Raw genomic sequence first — 23,252 nt, 5'->3', positions numbered from 1 at the left:
GCATCGTTTATATCGGGCCTGGCGATGCTCATCGAGCCCTTTAGCCGGCGTCCCCATACCTAGCAGTAAGCGGGGCGCACCGATGCTGGACAGCGCTGCGCCGCACGGGCTAGAAAGCCAGCCAAAGTCTTGCGGCGTCCACGGGCGCCAATCCGCCATGAAAGCCATTCTATGACCAGCGTAAACGATCTCCGCTCGAGTTTTATCGACTTTTTTGCCCGGAATGGTCACGAGGCGGTTCCGTCGAGCCCATTGGTACCGCGCAATGATCCCACATTGATGTTCACCAATGCTGGCATGGTGCAGTTCAAGAACGTCTTTACCGGTCTCGAAAAGCGCCCCTATACGACCGCCACTTCGGCGCAGAAATGCGTGCGCGCCGGTGGCAAGCACAACGATCTGGACAATGTCGGCTTTACCGCCCGGCACCACACCTTTTTTGAGATGCTGGGGAATTTCTCCTTTGGCGATTACTTCAAGGACCACGCCATCGAACTGGCCTGGACCTTGCTGACCAAGGACTGGGGTCTTCCCAAGGACCGGCTGATGGTCACCGTCTACGAGGACGACGACCAGGCCATGGAGCTATGGAAGAAGATCGCCGGGATCGGGGAGGACCGGATTGTGCGGCTGGGCGCCAAGTCCAACTTTTGGCAGATGGGCGACACAGGCCCGTGCGGGCCGTGCTCGGAGATCTTCTACGACCATGGCGACAAGGTCTGGGGCGGCCCTCCCGGCTCGCCGGATGAAGATGGCGATCGCTGGATCGAGATCTGGAACCTCGTGTTCATGCAGTTCGAGCAGCATGCCGACGGCTCGCGCACACCATTGCCACGCCCGTCAATCGACACTGGCATGGGCCTTGAGCGTATTGCCGCCGTGATGCAGGGTGTGCACGACAATTACGATATCGACCTGTTCAAGGCGCTGATCGGGGCTGCTGCCTCGGCGATCGGCACCGAAGTTGAGGGCGAGGGTAACCGCAGCCTGCGGGTGATCGCCGATCACCTGCGCTCGATGTCGTTCCTGATCGCCGAAGGCGTGCTGCCGTCTAATGAAGGACGTGGCTATGTGCTGCGCCGGATCATGCGGCGCGCAATGCGCCATGCCACGCTGCTCGGCGCTGAAGAGCCGGTGATCCATAAGCTCGTTCCAGCGCTGGTGCGCGAAATGGGCCAAGCTTATCCCGAGCTGTCGCGCGGGGAGGCCATGATCAGCGAAACGGTGCGGCTGGAGGAGGGGCGCTTCCTTAAGACCCTTGGACGGGGCCTGCAGATTCTCTCGGATGAAACGAGCACTCTCGCGGAAGGCGATACGCTGAACGGCGCCACCGCGTTCAAGCTTTATGACACCTATGGGTTCCCGCTCGATCTCACCCAGGATGCGTTGCGGGCGCGCGGCATTGCTGTCGACCAAGCAGGCTTTGATGCCGCCATGGCCCAGCAAAAGGCAGAAGCGCGCCGGAGCTGGTCAGGCTCGGGCGAGGCAGCCACCGGCGCGGTCTGGTATGGGCTGGCTGATCGGCTTGGGCCCACGGAGTTTCTGGGCTACGAAACCGAAACGGCCGAAGGGGAAGTCACCGCATTGCTGCGCGACGGAGCCGAGATCGATCGGCTTGAGGCCGGGCAAGAAGGTTATGTGGTACTCAACCAAACCCCGTTCTACGGCGAGAGCGGCGGGCAGGTTGGCGATGCCGGCTCCATGCGTGGTGACGGCGTCAGCGTTGTGGTCACCGACACGCAAAAGTACCATGGTGTGTTCGCGCACAAGGTGAAGGTCGAGACTGGAGCGCTGCGCGTGGGACAGGCCGTCGAACTCGTCGTTGACCATGCTCGCCGTTCGGCCATTCGTGCCAATCACTCCGCCACCCATCTGCTGCATGAAGCGCTGCGGATCGTGCTGGGTGACCATGTTGCGCAAAAGGGATCGCTGGTTTCGCCGGATCGGCTGCGTTTCGACTTTGTGCATACCAAGGCCATGAGCCCGCTGGAACTGGCGGAGGTCGAGGATCTGGCCAATGCCATTATCCTGCAGAACACGCCGGTCGAAACGCGGCTGATGGGAGTCGAGGAAGCCAAGGATTCAGGCGCCCGCGCGCTGTTCGGCGAGAAATATGGCGACGAAGTGCGCGTGGTCTCGATGGGCGAGCCGACGGGCAACAGCCTCGGGTGGTCGGTGGAGCTGTGCGGGGGCACCCATGTCAGGCGCACCGGCGATATCGGGCTCGTGTCGGTGGTAGCTGAAAGTGCCGTGGGGGCCGGCGTGCGTCGCATCGAGGCGCTGACCGGCAATGCGGCGCGCCATCGCGGCAATACCCATGTTGCCATTGTTGAAACTGCAGCGGGGATGCTGCGTGCCGGCAGCCAGGATGTGCTTGAGCGTATCGCAGCGCTGCAGGAGCAGCTCAAGCGCTCCGAGCGGGCGCTCAGCGATGCCAAGCAGAAGCTGGCCATGGGCGGCGGCGCCGCCGGGGGCAGTGAGGTGGAAGCGATCAACGGCACGCCCTTTATCGGCCGGATCGTCGACGGCTTGCAGCCAAAGGATCTGCGCGGGTTGGTTGACCAGACCAAAAAGCAGGTTGGCTCGGGCGTTGTTGCGATCATCGGCTTGGCCGAAGACGGCAAAGCCGGACTGGCGGTCGGAATCACCGAGGATCTGATCGGCAAGGCTTCGGCCGTGGATCTGGTACGGGCGGGATCCGCTGCCATGGGCGGGCAGGGCGGCGGCGGTCGTCCTGACATGGCGCAGGCCGGTGGTCCGGATGGCAGCAAGGCCGAAGAAGCACTGGCCGCTATCCGCGCGCTGCTCTAGACCAAGGCTAGGGACAAAAGGAAAGGCCCGCCTCCTGAGCTGGAGGCGGGCCTTTTTGTTCGGTTGTAGCGGGGCGTTTAAGCTTCCTGGATCGCCGAGAGCTTCCAGTCGCCGCCCCGCGGGCGGACAAAGGTCCAGAGCTCGGTGGCCTCGGTGGGTTCGGCAGGGTTGCCCTCGACGACCCGATCAGTGGCGCGTTCCACGGTCCAGTCGCGCAGGCTGTAGCGCAAGGCAGCGGTGGCGTAATCGCTGTTATCCTCGCGCCAGCTTTCGGCAATGTCACCCTGGAGCAGCTTGATGTCGGCAAGCTGGTTGTGCAGGCCGCGGGTGGCGTTGGCAGCCATTTGTTCGGCCAGGTAGCCCATCATTTCGGGCGTGGTCAGGCGACGCAGGGTTTCATAGTCCTCGGCGCCATAGGCAGTCTGAACCTGACCCAGCATCTGCTCGAAGCTATCGAGGTCCCGCTGGCCAACGCCCAGCTCGTCCGGATTGGCCGGGCGAGCGCGCGAGGGGCGGGTGGCATTGCCGGCACCCGAGCCACCCAGGCCGCCAAGATTGCGGCCGAAGTTCTCAAAGCCCGTGCGGTTGGTGTTGTCGGGCCCGCCGGCCATGGCCGGCCGGCGCGCGCCGCCGCGGACCAGGCGCATTACCAGCCAGACGACGCCGCCGATCAGGAGAACCTGGAAGAGCAGGCTGAACAAGCCGCCAATGCCGCCAAAGCCAGCGCCAAAGAGCAAACCGAGCAAGCCGCCAAGCATCAAGCCACGGAACAGGGAGCCACCAAGGCCGCCCAGGAATCCGCCACGCTGCTGGGCGGCGGCAGGGTTCTGGGCGTTAGCGTTGGGCCGTGCCTGCTGTGCGGGTGTGGTGGAGCGCTGGATAGGGGCTACGGTGTTGGGTGCCGTGTTGGTTGGAGGCGCCGACTGGAAGGTGCGGGTGCCGCGGCTGCCAAAGCTGCCACGGGCGCGCGCGTCCGCGGTATCCACGGCGGCCATCGAGAATGCGACAACAAGTGCGGCAAACGCGCTGGCTAGCCGGAAGCGGCGGGCGATGAACATCAGGAAAATCTCCTAGGACTGAACTTGAAGCCTATATGGGGGCAGGGCTAGGCAATTGCATCCCCTGAAAGCCATGAGAGCGCGGGAAAGTTGCGTTAGGCGGCTACGTCGCTCAAGGCACAGCGGATGTTACAACAGGCGCTTTATCCTTGAACCAGCCGGGGCCGATATCCTGTGCCCCGCCGGAGCGCGTGAGCCGGTCGCGCAGTCGCTGCTGATTTGGAGGGTCCCAATTTGGGGGATCGGTGATGGCGAGCCAGGCATCCAGATAATGCTGGGGCGCGTAAACATGGCCGAACCCAACGGGCGAGGTTTGGGCCAGGGCCATGTCGAGCGCGAGCTGCAGGAAGGTGACGACTGGGTACCAGGTGAGCTGGCGCGAGACGTCGGGCGGCCGATTGCTGGTCAGCCATTCGGGCGGACGATACAGCACCTGGGGTTCGAAGAAGACAATGGGGTCGCTGGCATATTGCAGGTAAACCAGGCGCATGGGACCCCAGCTGGCACCGGGAATGTCGAGGGCATTGCTCTGGTTGGTAAAGCGGATGATGGAACTGTCGTTGAAGCGCGGCAGCCATTCCGGAGTGCCGGCCTGGCGGTTCGCGGTGGCATTGCGCCAGGGCGGGCTGGCGAAGGGCGGGCCGGCCCAAAGCGCGCCCTGGAACGGATCGGCCAGCACATCGTAAAGGGTGGCGGAGGCTTGTGACGCATAGGCACCCAGGCTCAGACCATGCAGATAAAGCCTGGGCCGTGTGTCGGAGGGCAATTCGGTCCAGTAATCATAAACCGCGTTGAACAGCGCCTGGGCCGAAGCGGTGCCAACATCAGGTTCGGCAAGGAGCGAGAGCCAACTGGTGAGATATGAATATTGCAGCGCCACGCTCGCGACGTCACCGGCATGCAGGATTTCGAGGGTGTCAATTGCGGGGGGATCAACCCAGCCCGTGCCCACGGGCATGATCAGCACCAGCACCGAGCGATCAAAGGCGCCGATCCGCTCCATTTCTGCAAGGGCAAGCTGGGCCCGCTGGTCCACCGTTTCGGCCGAACGGAGCCCAACATAAACCCGAAGCGGGCTCTTGGCTGGGCGCCCGATTAGGGCTTGGATATCGGCGGCGGTGGGACCGGACTGGACGTAAACCCGGGCGTCGAGCCCAATCGTGTCCCAGTCGATGAGGGAGCCGGCGCTGCCCGAACGCAGGGGATCGGCCGGGGGCTCTTCATATTGGCCCGCGAGGGCATCCAGTTCGCCATAGAACTGATCGGCAGCATAAAGAACGCCGCGTACCACGATGCCGTTGACAAAGAGGCTGGTCACGACGCCGACGATGAGCATGCCGCCAACCAGCGCCACCCGGCGCGGCAGGATGCGGGCCAGCCAATTCGCCACGGCCCGCACGAAGCGCACGATGGCGGTGCCGATGCCGATCAGCAGGGCGGCGGGGAGAGCCGCAATCGCGGCAACGCGTACGGGCTGGGTGGAATGAACGGGGGTCATGCCCATGACCTCGCGGATGGAGTTTTGCCAACCGGTGGATAGCCACAGAAAAACAATGGCCGTGAGCGTGCAGACCAAAAGGGCGATCAGCTTGATCCGGCGCGCGCGGGCGCGACCCGGGATGCTCAGTTCCATGAAGGTCCACAGCCACTCGCCAAACACGCCGATGCCGTAGCCGGCAGCAAAGACGCAGCCGCTCAGAATACCCTGCAGCACGAAGTGACGAGGCAGCAGCGAAGGCGTGAGGGAAAGGGCAAAGAACAACACTCCGACTAGCACGCCGCCCGTGGGCAAGCGATCCAGCGCCAGGAGGAGGCGCGGCAGGAGACGCTGCATGCGCCAGGCGCTAGCGGCAGGTGCGCGCATGGCCATTCCACGGGAGCGCTGGAGCCCGAAATGCCAACAACCAGGCGCCCAATGCACTACCCCCTCAGAAAACCGCCGGCAGAAAAACCGAGCGAAATCACCGTCCAGATCACCCACGCATCGACCAGGAAGCCGACTGCCCCGATGAGGACGCCGATGATGAGGCCCAAACCGTCGCGGTTCAACCGGGACAGGCACATTACCGCGACCCCGACATTGGGGATGGCGTTCATAAAGGGGATAGGGACCACCATGGGCAGGCACAGCACCATGACGATGAGGGCGAAGGGGCGACCCGTTCCTGTTCCAACCAGGGCTCGGAAGCGGGGAAAGGAGATGCGCGCCAATGCGCGCGAATAGCGCAGCAAACGGGCCAGCAGTTTGAGCAGGAGCTTAACTGGGACGCGCCGGTCACCCACAAAACGCGGCAGGCGCACGGGGCGGCCCAGCAGCATGGCCATGGCAAAGCCAAACATGGCCAGTGCCACTACCCCGCCATAGCCTGGGGCACCCGGGATCATGTTGAGCAAGCTGAAAACGAAGATGATGAGAGTGTGGCTGTTGACGCCAAGAACCTGGATGAGGCCCGAAAAGGTCAGTTCCGGCGCTTGGCCGCTGGCAGACAGGTGCAGCGCCTGCCGCATGGCATCGAGCTGGAGTTCAACCGGGCTGGCGTGCGGAGAAAGGGGCATTGCTATTCAGGCCGGCGCGAAAGGCGCAAAAGCAAAACGGCGCCCAGGGGCGCCGCTCGCATTACTCTCTCGAGGTCGCTCAGGCCATGGCCTTCTGCAGGTTCTGATCGATGGCATCGAGGAAGCCGATGGTCGACAGCCATGGCTGATCCGGGCCGACGAGCAGGGAAAGGTCCTTGGTCATCTTGCCTTCTTCGATGGTGTCGACGGTGACCTTTTCGAGGGTCGCGGCGAACTTGGCGAGGGCTTCGTTGTCATCGAGCTTGGCGCGATGAGCCAGGCCACGCGTCCAGGCAAAGATGGAGGCGGTGGAGTTGGTTGAGGTTTCCTTGCCCTGCTGATGCTGGCGGTAGTGACGCGTCACGGTCCCGTGGGCAGCTTCGGCTTCGACGATCTTGCCATCGGGGGTGGCCAGAACCGAGGTCATCAGACCGAGCGAGCCAAAGCCCTGGGCCACGATGTCGGACTGCACATCGCCGTCATAGTTCTTGCACGCCCAGACATAGCCGCCGGACCACTTGAGTGCCGAGGCGACCATGTCGTCGATCAGGCGGTGCTCGTACCAGATCTTGGCGGCTTCGAACTTTTCCTTGAACTCGGCTTCGTAGATTTCCTGGAAGATGTCCTTGAAGCGGCCGTCATAGGCCTTGAGGATGGTGTTCTTGGTCGAGAGATAGCACGGCACACCGCGGGCAAGCGCGTAGTTGAAGCTGGAATAAGCGAAGTCGCGGATGGAATCGTCCAGGTTGTACATGGCCATGGCAACGCCAGCGCCGGGCGACTGGAACACTTCGTGCTCGATCACCTGGCCGTCTTCGCCGGTGAACTTGATGGTCAGCGTGCCCTTGCCCGGGAAGGTGAAGTCGGTGGCGCGGTACTGATCGCCAAAGGCGTGGCGGCCGACGATGATCGGCTGGGTCCAGCCGGGGACGAGGCGCGGCACGTTCTGGCAGATGATCGGCTCGCGGAAGATCACGCCGCCCAGGATGTTGCGGATGGTGCCGTTGGGCGACTTCCACATCTTCTTGAGCTTGAATTCCTCGACGCGCTGCTCATCGGGGGTGATGGTGGCGCATTTGATGCCGACGCCGTACTTCTGGATCGCCTTGGCGGCATCGATCGTGATCTGGTCGTTGGTGGCGTCGCGGCTTTCGACGCTGAGATCGTAATATTCGATCGGCAGATCGAGATAGGGGTGGATGAGCTTGTCCTTGATCGCCTGCCAGATGATGCGCGTCATCTCATCGCCGTCGAGATCGACGACCGGATTGGCGACTTTGATCTTGCTCATGAAGAGTTCTCCCTTGGTGTCCTGCCTGTCGGCCCACAGCCGTGTTGGCGCCCCTATAGCATTGCAGGGGAAAAGCGCAAAGACTGGCTCGGCAAGGCCTCTTGCCCAAGGCGGGCAGGTTCAGGCGGGCGAAGGGCGGTAGGTCTCGTGGTGTGGAAGGTGATCGGCAATCGAGTCCCAGCCCTGGTGGGTGCGGGCGAAGATCAGTTGATTGGGCACAAACCAAGCGTTGTCGCCGGCGAAAAAGCCTGCCGCGACCAGGCGCACGGATGGAGCGCGGGAGGACTGGCCATAAAGCGGCGTGCCGCAATAGGGACAGAAGTGACGGGTGAAGGTTGCGCCCGACGCACTTGGCCGCGAGAAACTGCCGGCTTGGCCGGAGACGATCAGGTGTTGCTCGGACACGAGGGCCACGGTGGAATGACCCGTGCCGCTCGCCTGCTGGCAATGTAGGCAAGCGCACATGAACATGGAGCCGACCGGACCGACGATGGCCATGGTCAGCGCCCCGCAGGCGCAACTGGCTTTCACGTTCACCGACACTCGGTCTTGTTTGCTCATGGAGGCAGGCTGCCATGCAGGTTGGCGAGGAACAAGAGCAATGGCCTTGCCTTGATTCTCCCGAACCGCAACAATGAACGGCTTCCGCCAGGAGGACGCATGGCGCTTTATCCGACCTATCCTATGGAAACCAAGCGGCTGCGTTTGCGCCCGTTTACACGCGGCGATGTTGATGCCGTGTTTGCCTATCGGCAGCGCGATGACGTGGCGCGATTTCTGTTCGACTCGGCACTCAGCCGGGAGGAATGCGCACTGGCGGTGCAGCAGCGGATCGCGCAAACCACGCTGATCGAAGAGGGCGACAAAATCGTTCTCGGGGTGGAACTGCCCGGCACCGGCGAACTGATCGGCGAAGTTTCGCTGATCTGGCGGAGCGTCGACAGCCAACAAGGGGAAGTGGGCTGGATCCTGCACCCGGACTATCACGGGCAGGGCTATGGCACGGAAGCGGCGGGCGCGATGCTGGACCTGGCGTTCAGGCAGGCAAATCTGCATCGGGTGATTGCCCGCTGTGCGGCCGAGAATGCGCCATCGTTCCATCTCATGGAGCGCCTGGGCATGCGGCGCGAGGCGCATTTCCGCGAGCACGCCATCACCAAGGGTGTGTGGGATGAAGAGTTCATTTACGCTATTTTGCAGGGCGAGTGGCTGAGCCGGAACACGCCCCAGACCTAGTCCCAGCATCTTCAACTAACTTGCGCTAGTGCTGGAACTTCCCGCTGACGTGATCCGTTCATGATCGGTCAGTATCTATTGGGGAGGTTCGCCATCATGTCGTCACCATCTTTGCCCTTGCAAACAGATCGGTTGATGCTGCGGACCTTCGAGCGCGCCGACCTTGCGGATCTCGCGGCCTATCATACCCTTCCATCCATGCAGCGCTATGTGTTCAGCCGAACGCGCGATGAGGCCGATGTTGCCGATGCGCTTAACGTCCTGCGGGGACATGTGAGCCTGCAGCGGCCTGGCGACACGCTGACCCTGGCCATGGTGCGCAAGGGCGACAAGAAGGTCATCGGCCATGTTTCGCTGAATTGGCAGGACGCAACATCGGGGCAGGGCGAAGTTCGCTTCTGCATCAATCCCAGCTATTCGGGACAGGGCTATGCCGCCGAAGCGCTGGGCGCCATGTTCGATCTCGCTTTCGAGCGGTTCCACATCCACCGGGTATTTGTCCGGTGTGACGGGCGCAACCACAATTCCATCAAGCTGATGCAAAAGCTCGGCCTGCGCCTCGAAGCGCATTACCGCGAGCATGCGCTGTTCCAGGGCGAGTGGGACGAAGAACTGCATTTCGCCATTCTCGACCGGGAATGGAACCGCTCCAGCAAGGTCAAGGAACTGCCGATCCGCCATCGCGTGGCCTGAACCGCGCTTGGATATCTCGAATTCAGAACGGCGCTCCAGCGGGGCGCCGTTTGCGTTTGCCGCGGCGCTCCGCTAAGTGCGGCTGATAGCGAGAAGGGGCATCATGGCCGGCACCGATTCATCCATTCCCATCACCCTGGCGCCGTCACCGGCGATTATCCTGTGCGAGCCGCAGCTGGGCGAGAACATTGGCACGGCCGCTCGGGCCATGGCTAATTTCGGGCTGTGGGACCTGCGGCTGGTGCGGCCGCGCGACGGCTGGCCTAATGAGAAGGCGGTGAACGCTGCTTCCCGTGCCGATCATGTGCTCGAACGGGTGCGGGTGTTCGATACGCTTGAAGCGGCGATCAGCGACCTCACCCTGGTTTATGCCACGACGGCCCGCTCGCGCGACTTGCAGAAGGCGGTGATCGGCCCCGACGAGGCAGCGCAACGGATGGCCAGCCATATCGGTGGTGGTCGTGGTGCCGGCCTTCTGTTCGGGCGTGAGCGCTGGGGGTTGCTCAATGACGAGGTGGCCTTGGCCGATGCCATCGTGACCTTGCCGGTGGAGCCTGCCTTTGCTTCGCTCAACATTGCCCAGGCCGTGTTGCTGCTGGCCTATGAATGGCGCCGCCACAGCGCCGCCGGAACCACGCTGCCATTCGATGATAATCTGGCGCAGGTTGCCCCGCGCGAAGAACTGGTTGGCTTGTTCGGGCATCTGGAAGCGACGCTGGACCAATCGGGGTTCTTTACCGCACCGGACAAGCGGCCCACAGTGGTCAACAATTTGCGCACGATGCTCGAGCGCGGCAAGTTCACCAGCCAGGAAATCCGCACTTTGCGCGGCGTAATTTCTTCGATTGACCGGCGCCATCAGCGCCCCAATCCAAACCGGCAGCCGCGCGAAAGTGACAAAGGCTAGAAAATCGGCGGTCGGTCTGAGTTCGGGTGTGTTTGAGGCTTTGACGAGCGTTTACCGGCATGCCATGGGCAAATGATGAGCACGCCCGCACCGCATGATAAATCCCGCCTCGCTTTCAGTTACACCGGCTTCCGCTTCTTTTGGCTGACCACGCTGCTGGTCAGCTTTGCCGTCCAGATCATGTCTGTATCCATCGCCTGGCAGATCTTTGCGATCACCGGCGATTATTTCCTGCTCGGGCTGGTGGGCCTTTGCTTGTTTATGCCGGCTCTGGTGTTGATGCTGGTGACGGGCCTAGCGGCGGACCGGTTCAACCGCCGGATGATCATGGCAGTGTGCCTGGCAGTGGAGCTGGGTTGCGCGCTCGGTTTTCTCATGCTGGTGAATGCGCAGGAGCATGAGGTTTGGCCGATCTTTGCCATCCTAGTAGTGCTGGGCACCGCCCGCGCCTTCTGGAGCCCGGCAGCCCAGTCGCTGGCCCCAAACCTGGTGCCCCCTGAAGCCCTGAGCAATGCGATTACGGTCAATGCTTCGGCCTGGCAGTTTGCGGCGATCATGGGACCCTCGATTGGTGGTGTGCTGTATGCCCTGAGCCCGGTCGTTGCGTTTGGCACCGCGGGCGTGCTGTTGCTGGTAGCCAGCGGTTGTGTGCTGCTGATCCCCAAGCCGCAGCAGCGCCAATCGCAGCAGGCGACCAGCCTTGAGACGATCTTTGGCGGGTTCCGTTATATCCTGAGCAACAAGGTGGTACTGGGCGCCATTTCGCTCGACATGTTCGCCGTGCTGATGGGCGGGGCAGTGGCCTTGCTGCCGGCCTTCACTGAAGAGATACTGCATGGTGGGCCGGTGGAGTTCGGCATTTTGCGGGCGTCGCCCGGCGTTGGCGCGCTGTTGATGGCGTTGACGCTGACGCGCTTCCCCATCCGGCATCATGCCGGCAAGATGCTGTTCGTGTTCGTGGCGCTGTTTGGTTTGTTCACGACGGTGTTCGGGCTGTCGAGCAATGTGTGGCTGTCGATTGGAGCACTGATGCTGGTGGGCGCCTCGGATATGGTGAGCGTGACCATCCGCGAGACCATCATGCAGCTCTGGACGCCCGAAGAGGTGCGCGGGCGCGTCAATGCGGTCAATTCGGTATTTATAGGCGCGTCCAACGAGCTGGGCGAGTTCCGGGCCGGAACCGTGGCCCATTTCATTGGGCCGGTTGGCGCGGTGGTGGTTGGTGGCGTGGGGGCCATGGCGGTCGCGGCGATCTGGAGCCGGGTGTTTCCCGGGCTGCGCAAGCAGGATACGCTTGACCGCAAGATGGTCAGGGATGGCGTGGCCGAGCCGCTGTCTACCCCTTAGATGTCGGCCGGCTTGACTTTGCCGCTGGCCCCTTTTATCAACCGGCCACCTATTGCGGCCTTCGGGCCCCTAGGCGCACCCGGGATCTTCTTTCATCAGAGGTCTGTCAGCCTGTCGGTTCACCGGCAGGCAGAGGAGGGCGCGATCCATTTCGACGTTTCATGAAAGGATACGCGATGTCGAAGCGCATTTCTGCCAAGCACAAGATTGACCGCCGTCTTGGCGAAAACATCTGGGGTCGTCCGTCGAGCCCGCTTAACGCTCGTGCCTATGGCCCCGGCCAGCACGGCCAGCGCCGCAAGGGCAAGCTGAGCGATTATGGTCTGCAGCTGCGCGCCAAGCAGAAGCTGAAGGGCTACTATGCCTCGATCACCGAGAAGTCGTTCAAGAAGCTCTACAACGAAGCTGCCCGCGTCAAGGGCGACACCGGCGAGAACCTTATTGGCCTGCTTGAGTCGCGCCTGGACGCGATCGTCTATCGTGCCAAGTTCGTGGCAACCCCGTTTGCTGCCCGCCAGTTCGTCAACCATGGCCATGTGATGGTCAATGGCAAGCGCGTCAACATCCCATCCTACCAGGTCAAGGTTGGCGACAAGATCGAAGTGCGCGAGCGCTCCAAGCAGCTCACCGTTCTGCTCGAAGCCATTCAGCTGGCTGAGCGTGATGTGCCCGACTATGTGGAAGTCGACCACAACAAGATGACCGCGACCTATGTTCGCGTGCCGGCCCTCTCGGATGTGCCCTATCCGGTGCAGATGGAGCCAAATCTGGTGGTGGAATTCTACTCGCGCTAAGCGAACCAGAGTTTTGAATGTAAAAGGGCCGCTCTTCGGAGCGGCCCTTTTTTGTTTGTGGGCTGCGGGGGCGTTGGGGATGGTCACCGGGCAGAGCGGCGCGTCCTGATGTGGTGATCGGAACTCGTACCAAAGAAGAAGGGCCGCTCCATGAGCGACCCTTCATTGCGTCCGGCGAGGCAGTTGCTAGGCGGAGGCGCCGCTGAGGCTAACCTTTATCGGTTCCTGATCCTGGGGGATGTAGCTTTCGAACTTGCGCAGGCGCATGACGACCGATTGTAGCTCCACAATTACCGTCCAGGCGCGCGCGAAGAACTGGAAGGAGCTAAAAACCTGTCCGAAGGCGATCTGAATCTGCTGGTAGAGGCCCATCGTGAGTGTGCCGGCAAGGATGGAAGGCGCCATGACGAGGAGCGGCACATAGCCGACCATGTTGGTGTACCCGTACCTGGCAAGGTTGAAGTAGGTGTAGTGAAAATACAGGCGGAAGTAGTTCCTCTGCACATCGGCGAAGAGGTGACGGATCGTCGGGGGTTGGGCACGATCAGCATGGTCTTCGCCGAAGACCAGCTCTTTGCGGTAGGCTGCTTCGACACGCTGGTTGGCGAAGTTGAGGCCCGGCAACTTTATTCCGACGAGCGCCAGCAGCGCCGTGCCCGCTGCAGCACCCAGCAGAGCCACCCAGACTAGGCCACCTGGCGCGGCGCCAAAGATCGGCAGCTCGCTGATATTGGCAGAAAGGCTCCAGAGCAGGGGCAGAAAGACGACTAGCGTGATCAGTGAGTCGAAGAACGCGGTGCCCAGATCCTCCATGATCGAGGCGAAGCGCATTGTATCTTCCTGAACGCGCTGTGCCGCCCCTTCGGTGTGCCGGATCTCGGGCCAGTAAGTCATGTAGTAGAAGTTCATGGCCTTGCGCCAGCGGAACACGTAGTGGGACGTGTAGAAGGCCAGCGCGACGGCGACGAGCACATTGGGGATGGTGACGAGGATGATGGTCCAGGTCAGTCCGTAAAGCTGGTCGGGTGTTACTGATCCCGGCTGCGTCAATGCCAGCTGGATGGTGTTGAAGAACGAGCCCGACCATTCATTGACGAAGGCCTGCACCTGCACCTGGAAGTAGATGACCAGCAGGATGACAGCGGAAGAAACCACCGACCACCAGTACCATTCATTGCGTTTGTAGAAGTACCAGAAGACGCAGAAAACCAGCGCCACCATAACGACGTATTGGTAGAGCCATACCCGCTCGGCCGTCAGGAAATTGAGGCTGGCACCTTCGGCGGCAGCTGCCGCTGGATTGGGAGTGACCGGAGCTTCGCTCTCGGTGGAAGCGGGAGCATTAGGATTGGTTTGCTCGGCTCCCGCGGCAGGATCCGGCACCGGCTGGTCGGCGGTGGTGGGCTGATCGGAGACGGTGGCCGCCATCACTGGATGAGTGAACCGGTCAATGCTGATCACGGCGCGCAATGGTTCCCCGATGGAGAACCACAACAGCACTGATGCCAGCAGCCATAAGGCCGCTGAACTGAAGAAGATTTTTGGAACGGGGAAAAAGGACCGAAACACCGCGCGACTCCTTGGTGCCGAGAATATCGCCGCATCTAGCCGCCGAGTTTGGGCGAATGCAAGAAAGCGAAATTAAGCTTTGGTAAGGATAGCGAAGTCCGGTTTTCCTTCCCCTCCGTGTTCCATAGGGCTATCAGCAGGACACGTTGTTCAACGAGAGTTAACGCCATGAGTGCGGTGATGGACGATCTTGCCACGCCCGAGACAGATGCGGCGGAAAGCGGCGCGCATCCCATCTATGCCGATGCCCCGCGCAGCGTGGAGTTCAACAAGCTGCGCAAGCGGCTGATCCGCAATACGCGCGAGGCGCTCGAGAAGTTTGCCATGGTCCGACCGGGCGAGCGGTGGCTGGTGGCGCTGTCAGGGGGGAAGGACAGCTATGGCTTGCTGGCTTTGCTGCTGGATCTGAAATGGCGCGGGCTGCTGCCGGTGGAGCTGCTGGCGTGCAATCTCGACCAGGGGCAGCCCAATTTTCCCAAGCACATCCTGCCCGAGTTTCTCAGTGGGCTCGGGATCGAGCACCGGATCGAATACAAGGACACCTATTCGATCGTCACCGACAAGCTGCCGGCCGGTGCGACCTATTGTTCGCTTTGTTCGCGGCTGCGACGCGGCAATCTTTATCGCATTGCGCGCGAGGAGGGCTGTTCGGCGCTGGTGCTGGGGCACCACCGGGACGATAGTCTCGAAACGTTTTTCATGAACCTGTTCCATGGTGGCAAGCTCGCCGCCATGCCGCCGCGCCTGTTGAACGATGACGGCAATGTGGAAGTGCTGCGGCCGCTGATTTATTGCGCCGAGGACGACTTAGCGCGCTTTGCCGAGCAGATGCAGTTTCCCATCATTCCCTGTGACCTTTGTGGGTCGCAGGATGGGCTGGAGCGCAATGCGATGAAGGCCATGCTTGCCGATATCGAAAAACGCATGCCGGGGCGCAAGGACGTGATGATCCGTGCGCTAGGCAACATTAATCCCAGTCATATGCTCGATCCGCGGTTGTTTGACTTTGCCGGCCTGGCCGAACGGAGAAGCTAATCGTGAACATCGATATCGAGTGGCTTGCCGGCGTGCTGCGCGCAGCGGCCAAGGCTGAGATCCTCCCCCGGTTCCGGCGGCTTGATGATATCGACATTCAGGTTAAAACCGAGGCCATCGACCTGGTGACCGCGGCCGATCTGGCTGCCGAGCAATTCATCAAGGCCGAGATCAGCCGGAAAATGCCATCGGCGCTGTTTGTCGGCGAAGAATCGGTGGCCGCCGACCCGCAACTGCTCAGGGCGCTCGCCGATGCGGAGCTGGCTGTGGTTGTTGACCCGATTGATGGGACCGCCAACTACGCAGCTGGCTTGCCGCTGTTTGCCGTGATGGCGGCGGTGGTCGTGGGCGGCGAAACGGTTGCCGGGATCATCTACGACCCGATGGGGGATGACTGGATGCTGGCGGAACAGGGCGGCGGCACCTGGCTGCGCCGGCCCGATGGCAGCGGCAGACGCCTGCATGTTGCCCCACCCTTGCCGTTGCCCGAGATGGTGGGCACCGCTTCCATTGCCTTTGTGCCGCCGGGCAAGAAGGTCGAGATCTTGCAGAACTTCGCCAAGGTGCGGCTCGTGTCGCATTACCGCGTGGCGGGGCACGAATACCGCACCTTTGTGTCGGGGCATTCGCAGTTCGTGAGCTACAACAAGCTGATGCCCTGGGACCACCTAGGGGGCGCGCTTATGGCGCAGGAGGCCGGTGGCTATGTGGCGCGGATGGATGGCTCGGCCTATCGTCCGCACCATATCGAGGGCGGTCTGCTGGCCGCCATCGACAAGGAAAGCTGGGAGCAGCTGCGGCGTAACGTTTTCACGTTCTGAGCCGCAGCAGCGGGGCCTAGTGGGCGGCGGAGAGATCGGCCGCAATGGGGCCGTTCTCGGTGCGGAACAGCTTGCCGCGTTCGGCCACGAGGATGCAGGCGATGGCGAGGCAGCCCATGATGAAGTAGCCGACGGCCACCGGCACCACGGTGCCATCGAAGTGCTGGCCGATATAGCCGCCGATGATCACGCCACCCACGGTCTGGATGAAGCCAAAGACCGAGGAAGCGGTACCGGCAACGGCGCCGAGCGGCTCCATGGAGAGCGAGTTCATGTTGGAGGCGGCCCAGCCAAAGCAGAACATGATGACGGCCAGGCAGCTCAGGAACAGCCAGAGCGGCAGGTTGCCGGTGACCGCGAGGACAACCCAGACGCCGCTCACCAGGGTGTAGACCAACACCGCCCCATGCGAGAGGCGGCGCATGCCGAAGCGGCGCACGATCTTGGAATTGGTGAAGGACGAGACGGCCATCAGGCCGGCAATGGCGGCAAAGGCGACGGGGAAGTAGACGCCCAGGCCATAGATGTCGACATAGATCTGCTGGGAGGAGCTGATGAAGCCAAACAGCGCCGCAAACAGGAACATGCCGGCAAGGCCATAGGAGAAGGCCACGCGGTTGGTGAACACGATGCGGAAGCCATCCACCACGGAGCCGAAGGTCAGCGGGCGGCGCTTGTCGAGCGGCAGGGTTTCGGGCAGGCGGAAATAGCCCCAGATGCCGAAGATCGTGGCCAGTACGCCCATGAAGATGAAGATGGTCTGCCAGGGGCCGGTCAGGAGCAGGATCTGCCCGATGCCGGGCGCAATCACCGGAATGGCCATGAAGACCATGAAGGTCAGCGACATGACCTCGGCCATGGCGCGGCCGGAATAAAGGTCGCGCACCAGCGAGGTGGTGATGACGCGAGTGCCGGCGGCGCCGATGCCCTGCACGAAGCGCAGAATCAGCAGGGTGGCGAAATTGGGCGAGAAGGCCGCGGCGACCACCGCGACGATATAAAGGATAATGCCGAGCAGGAGCGGCGCGCGGCGCCCGAATCGATCAGACAGTGGGCCGAAGGCAAGCTGGGCGGCGCCGAAGCCGAACATGTAGACCGAGACGACGAACTGGCGCTCGTTTTCGCTGCTGATGCCAAGGGCTTCGCCCATATAGGGCAGGGCGGGGAGCATGACGTCGATGGCGAGGGCATTGAGCGACATCATCGCTGCCATCAGGGCAATAAATTCCGGACGGGAAAGCACCCGGGTCAAATGTTTGGACATGTTCTGGATCTCGAGGCTGCCGCCGGACGCGACACGATGTGCCGGACCATGAACCCGGAAGCCTAATTTGGCAACCGGCTATATCGTTAAAAGGCGATGGTGGAAGCGCCTTTTAGGTCAAGGTCAGGCGGGTTGCGGGGCGAATTTTACGTCGACTTTTTCGTTGATGGGAAGGTGGATGGCGGCCGAGGCCAGGCCGAGAACTATGCCCAGATACCAGACCAGACTATAGGAGCCGGTCACGTCATAGACATAGCCGCCCAACCAGACGCCCACGAAAGAGCCGACCTGGTGGCTGAAAAAGGCGACGCCGTAGAGCATGCCCATGTAGCGGGCACCAAAGAACAGGGTCACGAGGCCAGCCGTGAGTGGAACGGTGGAGAGCCAGAGCACGCCCATGGTCGCGGCAAAGGCATAGGCGGTCCATTCCGAGACCGGGACCAGCAGAAACACGGCGATAGCCACTGCCCGCAGGAAGTAGATGCTGGCGAGCAGCATCTGCTTGGGGAGGCGACTGCCGAGATAGCCGGAGAGGAGCGAGCCGACGATATTGAACAGCCCGATCACGGCAATGGTCCAGCTGCCGACCTCGGGCGAGAGGCCGCACTGCACAAGATAAGCCGGCATATGAACGTTGATGAACGCCAGATGAAAGCCGCAGACAAAGAAGCCGATGACGAGAAGGCGGTATGAGCCATGTCCCCAGGCGCGCGCCAGCGCTTGCATGAAGCGCAGGTCGGCATGGCCGACGGGGTTCTCGGTGCGACCGCGCAGGGCGTAGCTCAAGGGGATGATGAGCACGAGCATCATGCCGAGATAGATGAGGGCGGTGTGCCAGCCAAAGCTGTTGATGAAGCCCTGGCTGATCGGGGCAAAGATGAACTGGCCGAAGGACGAGGCGGCAGTGGCGACGCCGAAGATCAGGGTGCGCTTTTCCTGCGGGACGGAACGGCCGAAGGCGACCATCACGACGCTGAAGGATGATACGGCGATGCCAACGCCGGTGATGACGCCGCCGGTGACGGTGAGCAGACTGGCCGTGGGAGAGAAGGCCATGAGAATTACGCCCAAGGCGTAGATGGCGGCGCCGCCGGCGAGGGTGCGGCCGGTGCCGTAGCGATCAGCCCAAGCGCCCGCAAAGGGTTGGGCTATGCCCCAGGCCAGGTTCTGGATCGCCATGGCCATGCCATAGCCTTCGCGGGTGAGGCCCAGATCGGTGGAGATGGGCAGCGTAAAAAGCCCGAAGCTGGTGCGAACGCCGTTGCCGATCGCGGCGATGAGGCAGCCGCAGATGATCAGCGCAAGCAGAGGTACGGCGGGGCGAAGGCTGCTGGGCATGGCAGGAATCCAAGAAAGACAATCCTGTCTACGCCTGCGGTCCTATGTCGCAAAGCGATAATGCGGAATGACTTCGATGAATTTGGGTGATGGGGTTGACCGTTGCCCCGCCGGCGGGAACAACACGCGCTTCGCGCAGGAGCCGTTTGCCTTGATACGCCATATCATATTCTTCACCGCCCCATCACCCGACAAGATCGAGGCGATCTGCCAGGGCCTTGAGCCGCTGGGCACTATCCCGCACTCGTCCCATTTCGAGGTGCGGCGCAACAGCAAGGTCGACCAAATCTCCAATGAGATTGACGTGGTGGTTTATGCCGAGTTCGCCGATGCCGCTGCACTGGCAGCCTACAAGGTGCATCCGACCTATGCGGAAACGACCCGCAAGGTGCAGCCCATGCGCGAGTTGCGCTTTTCGGCCGATATTGAGGTTTGAAACAAAAACGCCGGCCGCAAGGGCCGGCGTCGTTGTCTGAGTCGTCGCGATCAGGCGGTTTGCTTGACGGGGATGCCAGCCTGTTCGAAATGGGACTGCAGTTCACCAGCCTGGAACATCTCGCGCACGATGTCGGCGCCACCAACAAACTCGCCCTTTACATAGAGCTGGGGAATGGTTGGCCAATTGGTGAAGGCCTTGATGCCGTCGCGCAGTTCGGCGCTTTCCAGCACATTGGCGCTGCCAAATTCAACGCCGAGATAGTTGAGAATCTGGACGACTTGGCCGGAAAAACCGCATTGCGGGAAATCAGGCGACCCCTTCATGAAGAGGAACACGTCGTTGTTGGTTACCTTGTCGGTGATGAAGGCGTTGATGTCGGTCATGGCTGCTCTCTCGCTTGCACGCTCCGAAAAGCGGACATTGTTGGTGGATAAATAGGTCATCGTCCCAGCGGTGTCGAGAACGGTGGCAGCGAAATCACGCGGCTCTAGCGGCGAGAGGGCGCCGCGCCCAGTCCGACGAGCACTTCGGGCGTGATCTTGAGTTCGCGGATGACATCATTGTGACTACGGAAGCCGATGAGTTCACGCTGAACGAAGTAGGCCCAGACCGCCTGGCGGGCAGTTTCAAGACATTGCTGGCGGTTCGAGTCGGGCTCGGCGAGCGCTGCCATTGCCGCTATCACCCGGGCTTCGGCGCTGCCGAGCGATGACGCGCGCTCGGCAACAATCTCGTGCTCGATTGCCGATGTGCCCGCTTCCGGGCGGACCATGCGGATGAGATCGAGCGAGTCGCGCAGCGACATGGTGCTTACTCGGGCGGGGCGCTGGTTTGCAGCGCCAAAGCGTGGAGGGCACCGCCCATGTCGCCGCCAATCGCCTGATAAACGATCTGGTGCTGCTGCACGCGCGATTTGCCCTTAAACGCGGTGGACACGACAGTGGCGGCGTAGTGATCGCCGTCGCCGGCCAGATCGCGAATGTCGATTTCGGCATCGGGCAGCGCGGCCTTGATTCGGCGCTCGATCTCGATTGCGTCCATTGGCATAGCGCTACTCCGTCATAGGTCGCCGGCGACGTGGCCGGTCACTTTGATATTGCATGGTCGCCGAGGCGCTTCAATGGCCGGCATTGTCGGCAGCCATGCCCGACATGAAGCTGGGGAACCAGTCGTCATGCGCCGACTTCAGCTGCGCCACGGGAAGGGGGCGGGCGGCGCCGAGGACAAGGTCCGTGCCGCCGGTCGAGCCGATCCAGGGTGCAAAAATGCCGAGCGCCTGGGCCTCGGCCCAGAGATCGGCCAGTTCCTCGCCCTGCGGGTCCAGGTTCACGGTGACAAGGTAGCGCCCCTGATCTTCGGCAAAGTATTGCAGAATTGGGTCCTGGTCCTCGAGGTCGACGACTGTAGCGCCGATGCCGGAGGCTACGGCCATTTCCGCTAGCCCCACGGCAAGGCCGCCGTCGGAGAGGTCATGCACGGCAGTGGCGATGCCCGAGCGGATCAGCTTGCGCACGAAATCTCCGGTGCGCTTCTCGTGGGCGAGGTCGACCGGCGGCGGAGCGCCATCGGCACGGCCGAAGAGATCGCGCAGATAGATGGACTGCCCGAGATGGGTGCCACGCTGCGGCGGGGCGCCCACGAGGAGGATGACCTCGCCAGCGGCCGCAAAGCCGGTGCGGGCCATCTTCGACCAATCATCGATCAGGCCGACGCCGCCGATGGTGGGGGTGGGAAGGATGCCTCGGCCATTGGTTTCGTTGTAGAGCGAGACATTGCCCGAGACGATCGGAAATTCGAGCACGCGGCAGGCCTCACCGATGCCCTTGATGGCGCCGACCAGCTGGCCCATGATTTCAGGGCGTTCGGGATTGCCGAAATTGAGGTTGTCGGTGGCGGCCAGGGGCTCGGCGCCGGTAGCGGTCAGGTTGCGCCAGCACTCGGCCACAGCCTGCTTGCCGCCTTCAAAGGGATCGGCCTCGCAATAGCGGGGGGTGACGTCGGACGAGAAGGCGAGCGCCTTGGCAGGATGGCCATCGACGCGGATGACGCCGGCATCGCCGCCGGGACGCTGGAGCGAGTTGCCGCCAATGAGGGTGTCATATTGCTCGTAGACCCAGCGGCGCGAGGCGATCTGGTGGCCGCCCATGAGCTTGAGGAGAGCGTCGGCGACATCCATCTGCGGGACGTCGCTTGCGGCGAGCGGCGCGGGGCGGGCCGGCTCGATCCAGGGGCGATCATATTCGGGCGCTTCGTCGCCGAGATCCTTGATGGGGAGATTGGCGACTTCCTCGCCGCGCCACATGACGCGGAAGCGCAGATCGTCGGTGGTCTTGCCGACGGTGGCAAAATCGAGTTCCCATTTCTGGAACACGGCGCGTGCTTCGGCTTCCTTGGCCGGATGCAGCACCATCAGCATGCGCTCCTGGGACTCGGAGAGCATCATCTCGTAGGGCGTCATTTCGGTTTCGCGGACCGGGACCATATCGAGGTTCAGCTCGATTCCGAGATCGCCCTTGGCGCCCATTTCCACGGCCGAGCAAGTCAGCCCGGCCGCGCCCATGTCCTGGATGGCGATGACGGCGCCGGTGGCCATGAGCTCGAGACAGGCTTCCAGGAGCCGCTTTTCGGTAAAGGGGTCGCCGACCTGGACGGTGGGGCGCTTCTGCTCGATGTCATCCCCGAACTCGGCGGAAGCCATGGTGGCGCCGCCAACGCCATCGCGGCCCGTCTTGGCGCCGAGATAAACCACGGGAAGGCCGACACCTTCCGCCTTGGAGTAGAAGATCTTGTCGGTATCGGCTAGGCCGGCGGCAAAGGCATTGACGAGGATATTGCCGTTGTAGCGCTGGTCGAACTCGACCTCGCCCCCCACGGTGGGCACGCCAAAGGCATTGCCGTAGCCGCCGATGCCGGCGACGACGCCGGACACCAAATGGCGGGTTTTTTCATGGTCGGGCGCGCCGAAGCGCAGCGCGTTCATGGCGGCAACAGGACGGGCACCCATGGTGAAGACGTCACGCAAGATGCCGCCCATGCCGGTGCCGGCGCCCTGATAGGGCTCGATGAAGCTCGGATGGTTGTGCGACTCCATTTTGAAGACGACCGCCTGGCCGTCGCCGATATCAACCACGCCAGCGTTCTCGCCCGGACCCTGGATGACGCGAGCGCCGGTGGTTGGAAGAGTCTTGAGCCACTTCTTGGAGGATTTGTAGGAGCAGTGCTCGTTCCACATCGCGGAAAAGATGCCCAGCTCGGTATAGGTCGGCTGCCGGCCAATCAGGGCAACAATCTTGTCGAACTCGTCGGGCTTGATGCCATGATCGGCGACGAGTTCAGGCGTGATGGCGATGTGATTGTCGTAGGGCATGGTTGAACTGTCCGGCTGGAGCGGCTGGGTCAAGCGACGAGATCAAGGGCGCTGGCAAAGAGCGCGCGGCCATCATCGCCGCCATGGGCGAGCTCGATTAAATTTTCCGGGTGCGGCATGATCCCCAGGACATTCTTGTTCTCGTTGAGAATGCCGGCGATGTCGTTGATCGAACCATTGGGATTGGTGCCGTCGGCATAGCGGAAGGCCACCCGGCCTTCGCCCTCGAGCCGCTCGATCGTCTCGGCATCGGCGAAGTAGTTGCCATCGTGATGCGCCACGGGGCAACGGACGACCTGACCTTGCTGGTAAAGCCGGGTAAAGGGCGTGTCCGCGTTAGCCACCTGCAGCTTCACCTCACGGCAGACAAATTTGAGTGAGGTGTTCCGCATGAGGGCGCCGGGCAGGAGACCGGCTTCGGTCAGGATCTGAAAGCCGTTGCAGACGCCCAGGATGCGAACGCCATCGGCGGCGCGTTCGCGCACTGCGTCCATGATGGGGGAGCGGGCAGCAATAGCGCCGCAACGCAAATAGTCGCCGTAGGAGAAACCGCCGGGAATGACGATCAGGTCGGCTTCGGGAAGGTCACGTTCTCCGTGCCAGACCGTCGTTGGCGCGCGGCCGGAAATCTTGGTGAGCGCAGCAACCATATCTCGGTCGCGGTTAAGCCCTGGAAAGATGATGACAGCGGCCTTCATCGGCGGGGTCCTCGCGAGCTAGGGATTA

22 protein-coding genes are annotated in these 23,252 nt (G+C 62.3%); 9 read left to right on the top strand and 13 right to left on the bottom strand.

The window, feature by feature from the left end; all coding sequences use genetic code 11:
- Window positions 1-171 precede the first annotated feature (171 nt).
- On the top strand, window positions 172-2,811 hold the full coding sequence (gene alaS / locus HRU92_RS07665; RefSeq protein ID WP_173087995.1) for an alanine--tRNA ligase: 2,640 nt from the start codon (window positions 172-174) through the stop codon (window positions 2,809-2,811).
- 77 nt (window positions 2,812-2,888) lie between these two features.
- Here the strand turns inward: alaS and HRU92_RS07660 are convergent, their stop codons facing one another.
- The 5 genes from HRU92_RS07660 to HRU92_RS07640 form a co-directional block, all read right to left on the bottom strand.
- Window positions 2,889-3,869, bottom strand: a complete 981-nt coding sequence (locus HRU92_RS07660) for a Tim44 domain-containing protein (protein WP_172123568.1) — start codon at window positions 3,867-3,869, stop codon at window positions 2,889-2,891.
- A gap of 112 nt (window positions 3,870-3,981) precedes the next feature.
- Window positions 3,982-5,733, bottom strand: a complete 1,752-nt coding sequence (locus HRU92_RS07655; protein ID WP_248307052.1) for an alpha/beta-hydrolase family protein — start codon at window positions 5,731-5,733, stop codon at window positions 3,982-3,984.
- Window positions 5,734-5,789: 56 nt separating this feature from the next.
- Window positions 5,790-6,425 carry an exopolysaccharide biosynthesis protein gene (locus HRU92_RS07650; RefSeq protein ID WP_172123567.1) on the bottom strand — a complete coding sequence of 212 codons (636 nt, stop codon included), beginning with the start codon at window positions 6,423-6,425 and terminating at the stop codon, window positions 5,790-5,792.
- 79 nt (window positions 6,426-6,504) lie between these two features.
- Window positions 6,505-7,716, bottom strand: a complete 1,212-nt coding sequence (locus HRU92_RS07645) for an NADP-dependent isocitrate dehydrogenase (protein ID WP_127753439.1) — start codon at window positions 7,714-7,716, stop codon at window positions 6,505-6,507.
- Window positions 7,717-7,836: 120 nt separating this feature from the next.
- Window positions 7,837-8,277 (bottom strand): GFA family protein, encoded by a 441-nt coding sequence (locus tag HRU92_RS07640; protein WP_173087993.1) that lies wholly within the window; start codon window positions 8,275-8,277, stop codon window positions 7,837-7,839.
- A gap of 99 nt (window positions 8,278-8,376) precedes the next feature.
- Between HRU92_RS07640 and HRU92_RS07635 the strand changes: the two genes are divergently transcribed.
- The 5 genes from HRU92_RS07635 (at window position 8,377) to rpsD (ending at window position 12,693) form a co-directional block, all read left to right on the top strand.
- Window positions 8,377-8,952: a GNAT family protein gene (locus HRU92_RS07635; RefSeq protein ID WP_172123565.1), complete on the top strand. Its 576-nt coding sequence runs from the start codon at window positions 8,377-8,379 to the stop codon at window positions 8,950-8,952.
- A 96-nt stretch (window positions 8,953-9,048) separates the two neighbouring features.
- On the top strand, window positions 9,049-9,645 hold the full coding sequence (locus tag HRU92_RS07630) for a GNAT family protein (protein ID WP_164854834.1): 597 nt from the start codon (window positions 9,049-9,051) through the stop codon (window positions 9,643-9,645).
- Window positions 9,646-9,748: 103 nt separating this feature from the next.
- Window positions 9,749-10,552: an RNA methyltransferase gene (locus HRU92_RS07625; protein WP_172123564.1), complete on the top strand. Its 804-nt coding sequence runs from the start codon at window positions 9,749-9,751 to the stop codon at window positions 10,550-10,552.
- Between the two features lie 75 nt (window positions 10,553-10,627).
- Window positions 10,628-11,899, top strand: a complete 1,272-nt coding sequence (locus tag HRU92_RS07620) for an MFS transporter (protein WP_172125028.1) — start codon at window positions 10,628-10,630, stop codon at window positions 11,897-11,899.
- Between the two features lie 176 nt (window positions 11,900-12,075).
- A complete protein-coding gene (gene rpsD / locus HRU92_RS07615; RefSeq protein ID WP_127753433.1) occupies window positions 12,076-12,693 on the top strand; it encodes a 30S ribosomal protein S4 in 618 nt (205 codons plus the stop codon).
- 186 nt (window positions 12,694-12,879) lie between these two features.
- On the opposite strand, the gene HRU92_RS07610 is transcribed toward rpsD, so the two are convergent.
- Window positions 12,880-14,262 carry an SbmA/BacA-like family transporter gene (locus HRU92_RS07610; protein WP_172123563.1) on the bottom strand — a complete coding sequence of 461 codons (1,383 nt, stop codon included), beginning with the start codon at window positions 14,260-14,262 and terminating at the stop codon, window positions 12,880-12,882.
- 168 nt (window positions 14,263-14,430) lie between these two features.
- Here HRU92_RS07610 and ttcA point away from each other — a divergent pair, with 168 nt between their 5' ends.
- Window positions 14,431-15,297 (top strand): tRNA 2-thiocytidine(32) synthetase TtcA, encoded by an 867-nt coding sequence (gene ttcA, locus HRU92_RS07605; RefSeq protein WP_127755248.1) that lies wholly within the window; start codon window positions 14,431-14,433, stop codon window positions 15,295-15,297.
- 2 nt (window positions 15,298-15,299) lie between these two features.
- A complete protein-coding gene (locus tag HRU92_RS07600; RefSeq protein WP_349236864.1) occupies window positions 15,300-16,118 on the top strand; it encodes an inositol monophosphatase family protein in 819 nt (272 codons plus the stop codon).
- Between the two features lie 16 nt (window positions 16,119-16,134).
- Here HRU92_RS07600 and HRU92_RS07595 read toward each other — a convergent pair whose 3' ends face one another.
- A complete protein-coding gene (locus HRU92_RS07595; RefSeq protein ID WP_172123562.1) occupies window positions 16,135-17,382 on the bottom strand; it encodes a multidrug effflux MFS transporter in 1,248 nt (415 codons plus the stop codon).
- Window positions 17,383-17,505: 123 nt separating this feature from the next.
- On the bottom strand, window positions 17,506-18,720 hold the full coding sequence (locus tag HRU92_RS07590; protein WP_127753429.1) for an MFS transporter: 1,215 nt from the start codon (window positions 18,718-18,720) through the stop codon (window positions 17,506-17,508).
- 151 nt (window positions 18,721-18,871) lie between these two features.
- Here HRU92_RS07590 and HRU92_RS07585 point away from each other — a divergent pair, with 151 nt between their 5' ends.
- The gene (locus tag HRU92_RS07585) at window positions 18,872-19,156 is read left to right on the top strand and encodes a Dabb family protein (protein WP_172123561.1); all 285 of its coding nucleotides are present in this window, start codon (window positions 18,872-18,874) and stop codon (window positions 19,154-19,156) included.
- Window positions 19,157-19,206: 50 nt separating this feature from the next.
- Here HRU92_RS07585 and grxD read toward each other — a convergent pair whose 3' ends face one another.
- From grxD to purQ, 5 genes are all read right to left on the bottom strand, one after another.
- The gene (gene grxD, locus HRU92_RS07580) at window positions 19,207-19,542 is read right to left on the bottom strand and encodes a Grx4 family monothiol glutaredoxin (RefSeq protein WP_172123560.1); all 336 of its coding nucleotides are present in this window, start codon (window positions 19,540-19,542) and stop codon (window positions 19,207-19,209) included.
- Between the two features lie 104 nt (window positions 19,543-19,646).
- Window positions 19,647-19,964: a DUF6665 family protein gene (locus HRU92_RS07575; protein WP_127753426.1), complete on the bottom strand. Its 318-nt coding sequence runs from the start codon at window positions 19,962-19,964 to the stop codon at window positions 19,647-19,649.
- 5 nt (window positions 19,965-19,969) lie between these two features.
- Entirely contained in the window at window positions 19,970-20,206 is a 237-nt protein-coding gene (locus HRU92_RS07570) for a BolA family transcriptional regulator (RefSeq protein ID WP_127753425.1), read from the bottom strand.
- A 70-nt stretch (window positions 20,207-20,276) separates the two neighbouring features.
- Window positions 20,277-22,526 carry a phosphoribosylformylglycinamidine synthase subunit PurL gene (gene purL, locus HRU92_RS07565; RefSeq protein WP_172123559.1) on the bottom strand — a complete coding sequence of 750 codons (2,250 nt, stop codon included), beginning with the start codon at window positions 22,524-22,526 and terminating at the stop codon, window positions 20,277-20,279.
- A 29-nt stretch (window positions 22,527-22,555) separates the two neighbouring features.
- On the bottom strand, window positions 22,556-23,224 hold the full coding sequence (gene purQ / locus HRU92_RS07560) for a phosphoribosylformylglycinamidine synthase subunit PurQ (protein ID WP_172123558.1): 669 nt from the start codon (window positions 23,222-23,224) through the stop codon (window positions 22,556-22,558).
- Window positions 23,225-23,252 lie beyond the last annotated feature (28 nt).

Source organism: Devosia sp. 1635, from assembly GCF_013185955.1.
Classification (GTDB): domain Bacteria; phylum Pseudomonadota; class Alphaproteobacteria; order Rhizobiales; family Devosiaceae; genus Devosia.
Note: the sequence above shows the minus strand (reverse complement) of the source record. Positions and strands in the feature narration are given on the sequence as shown.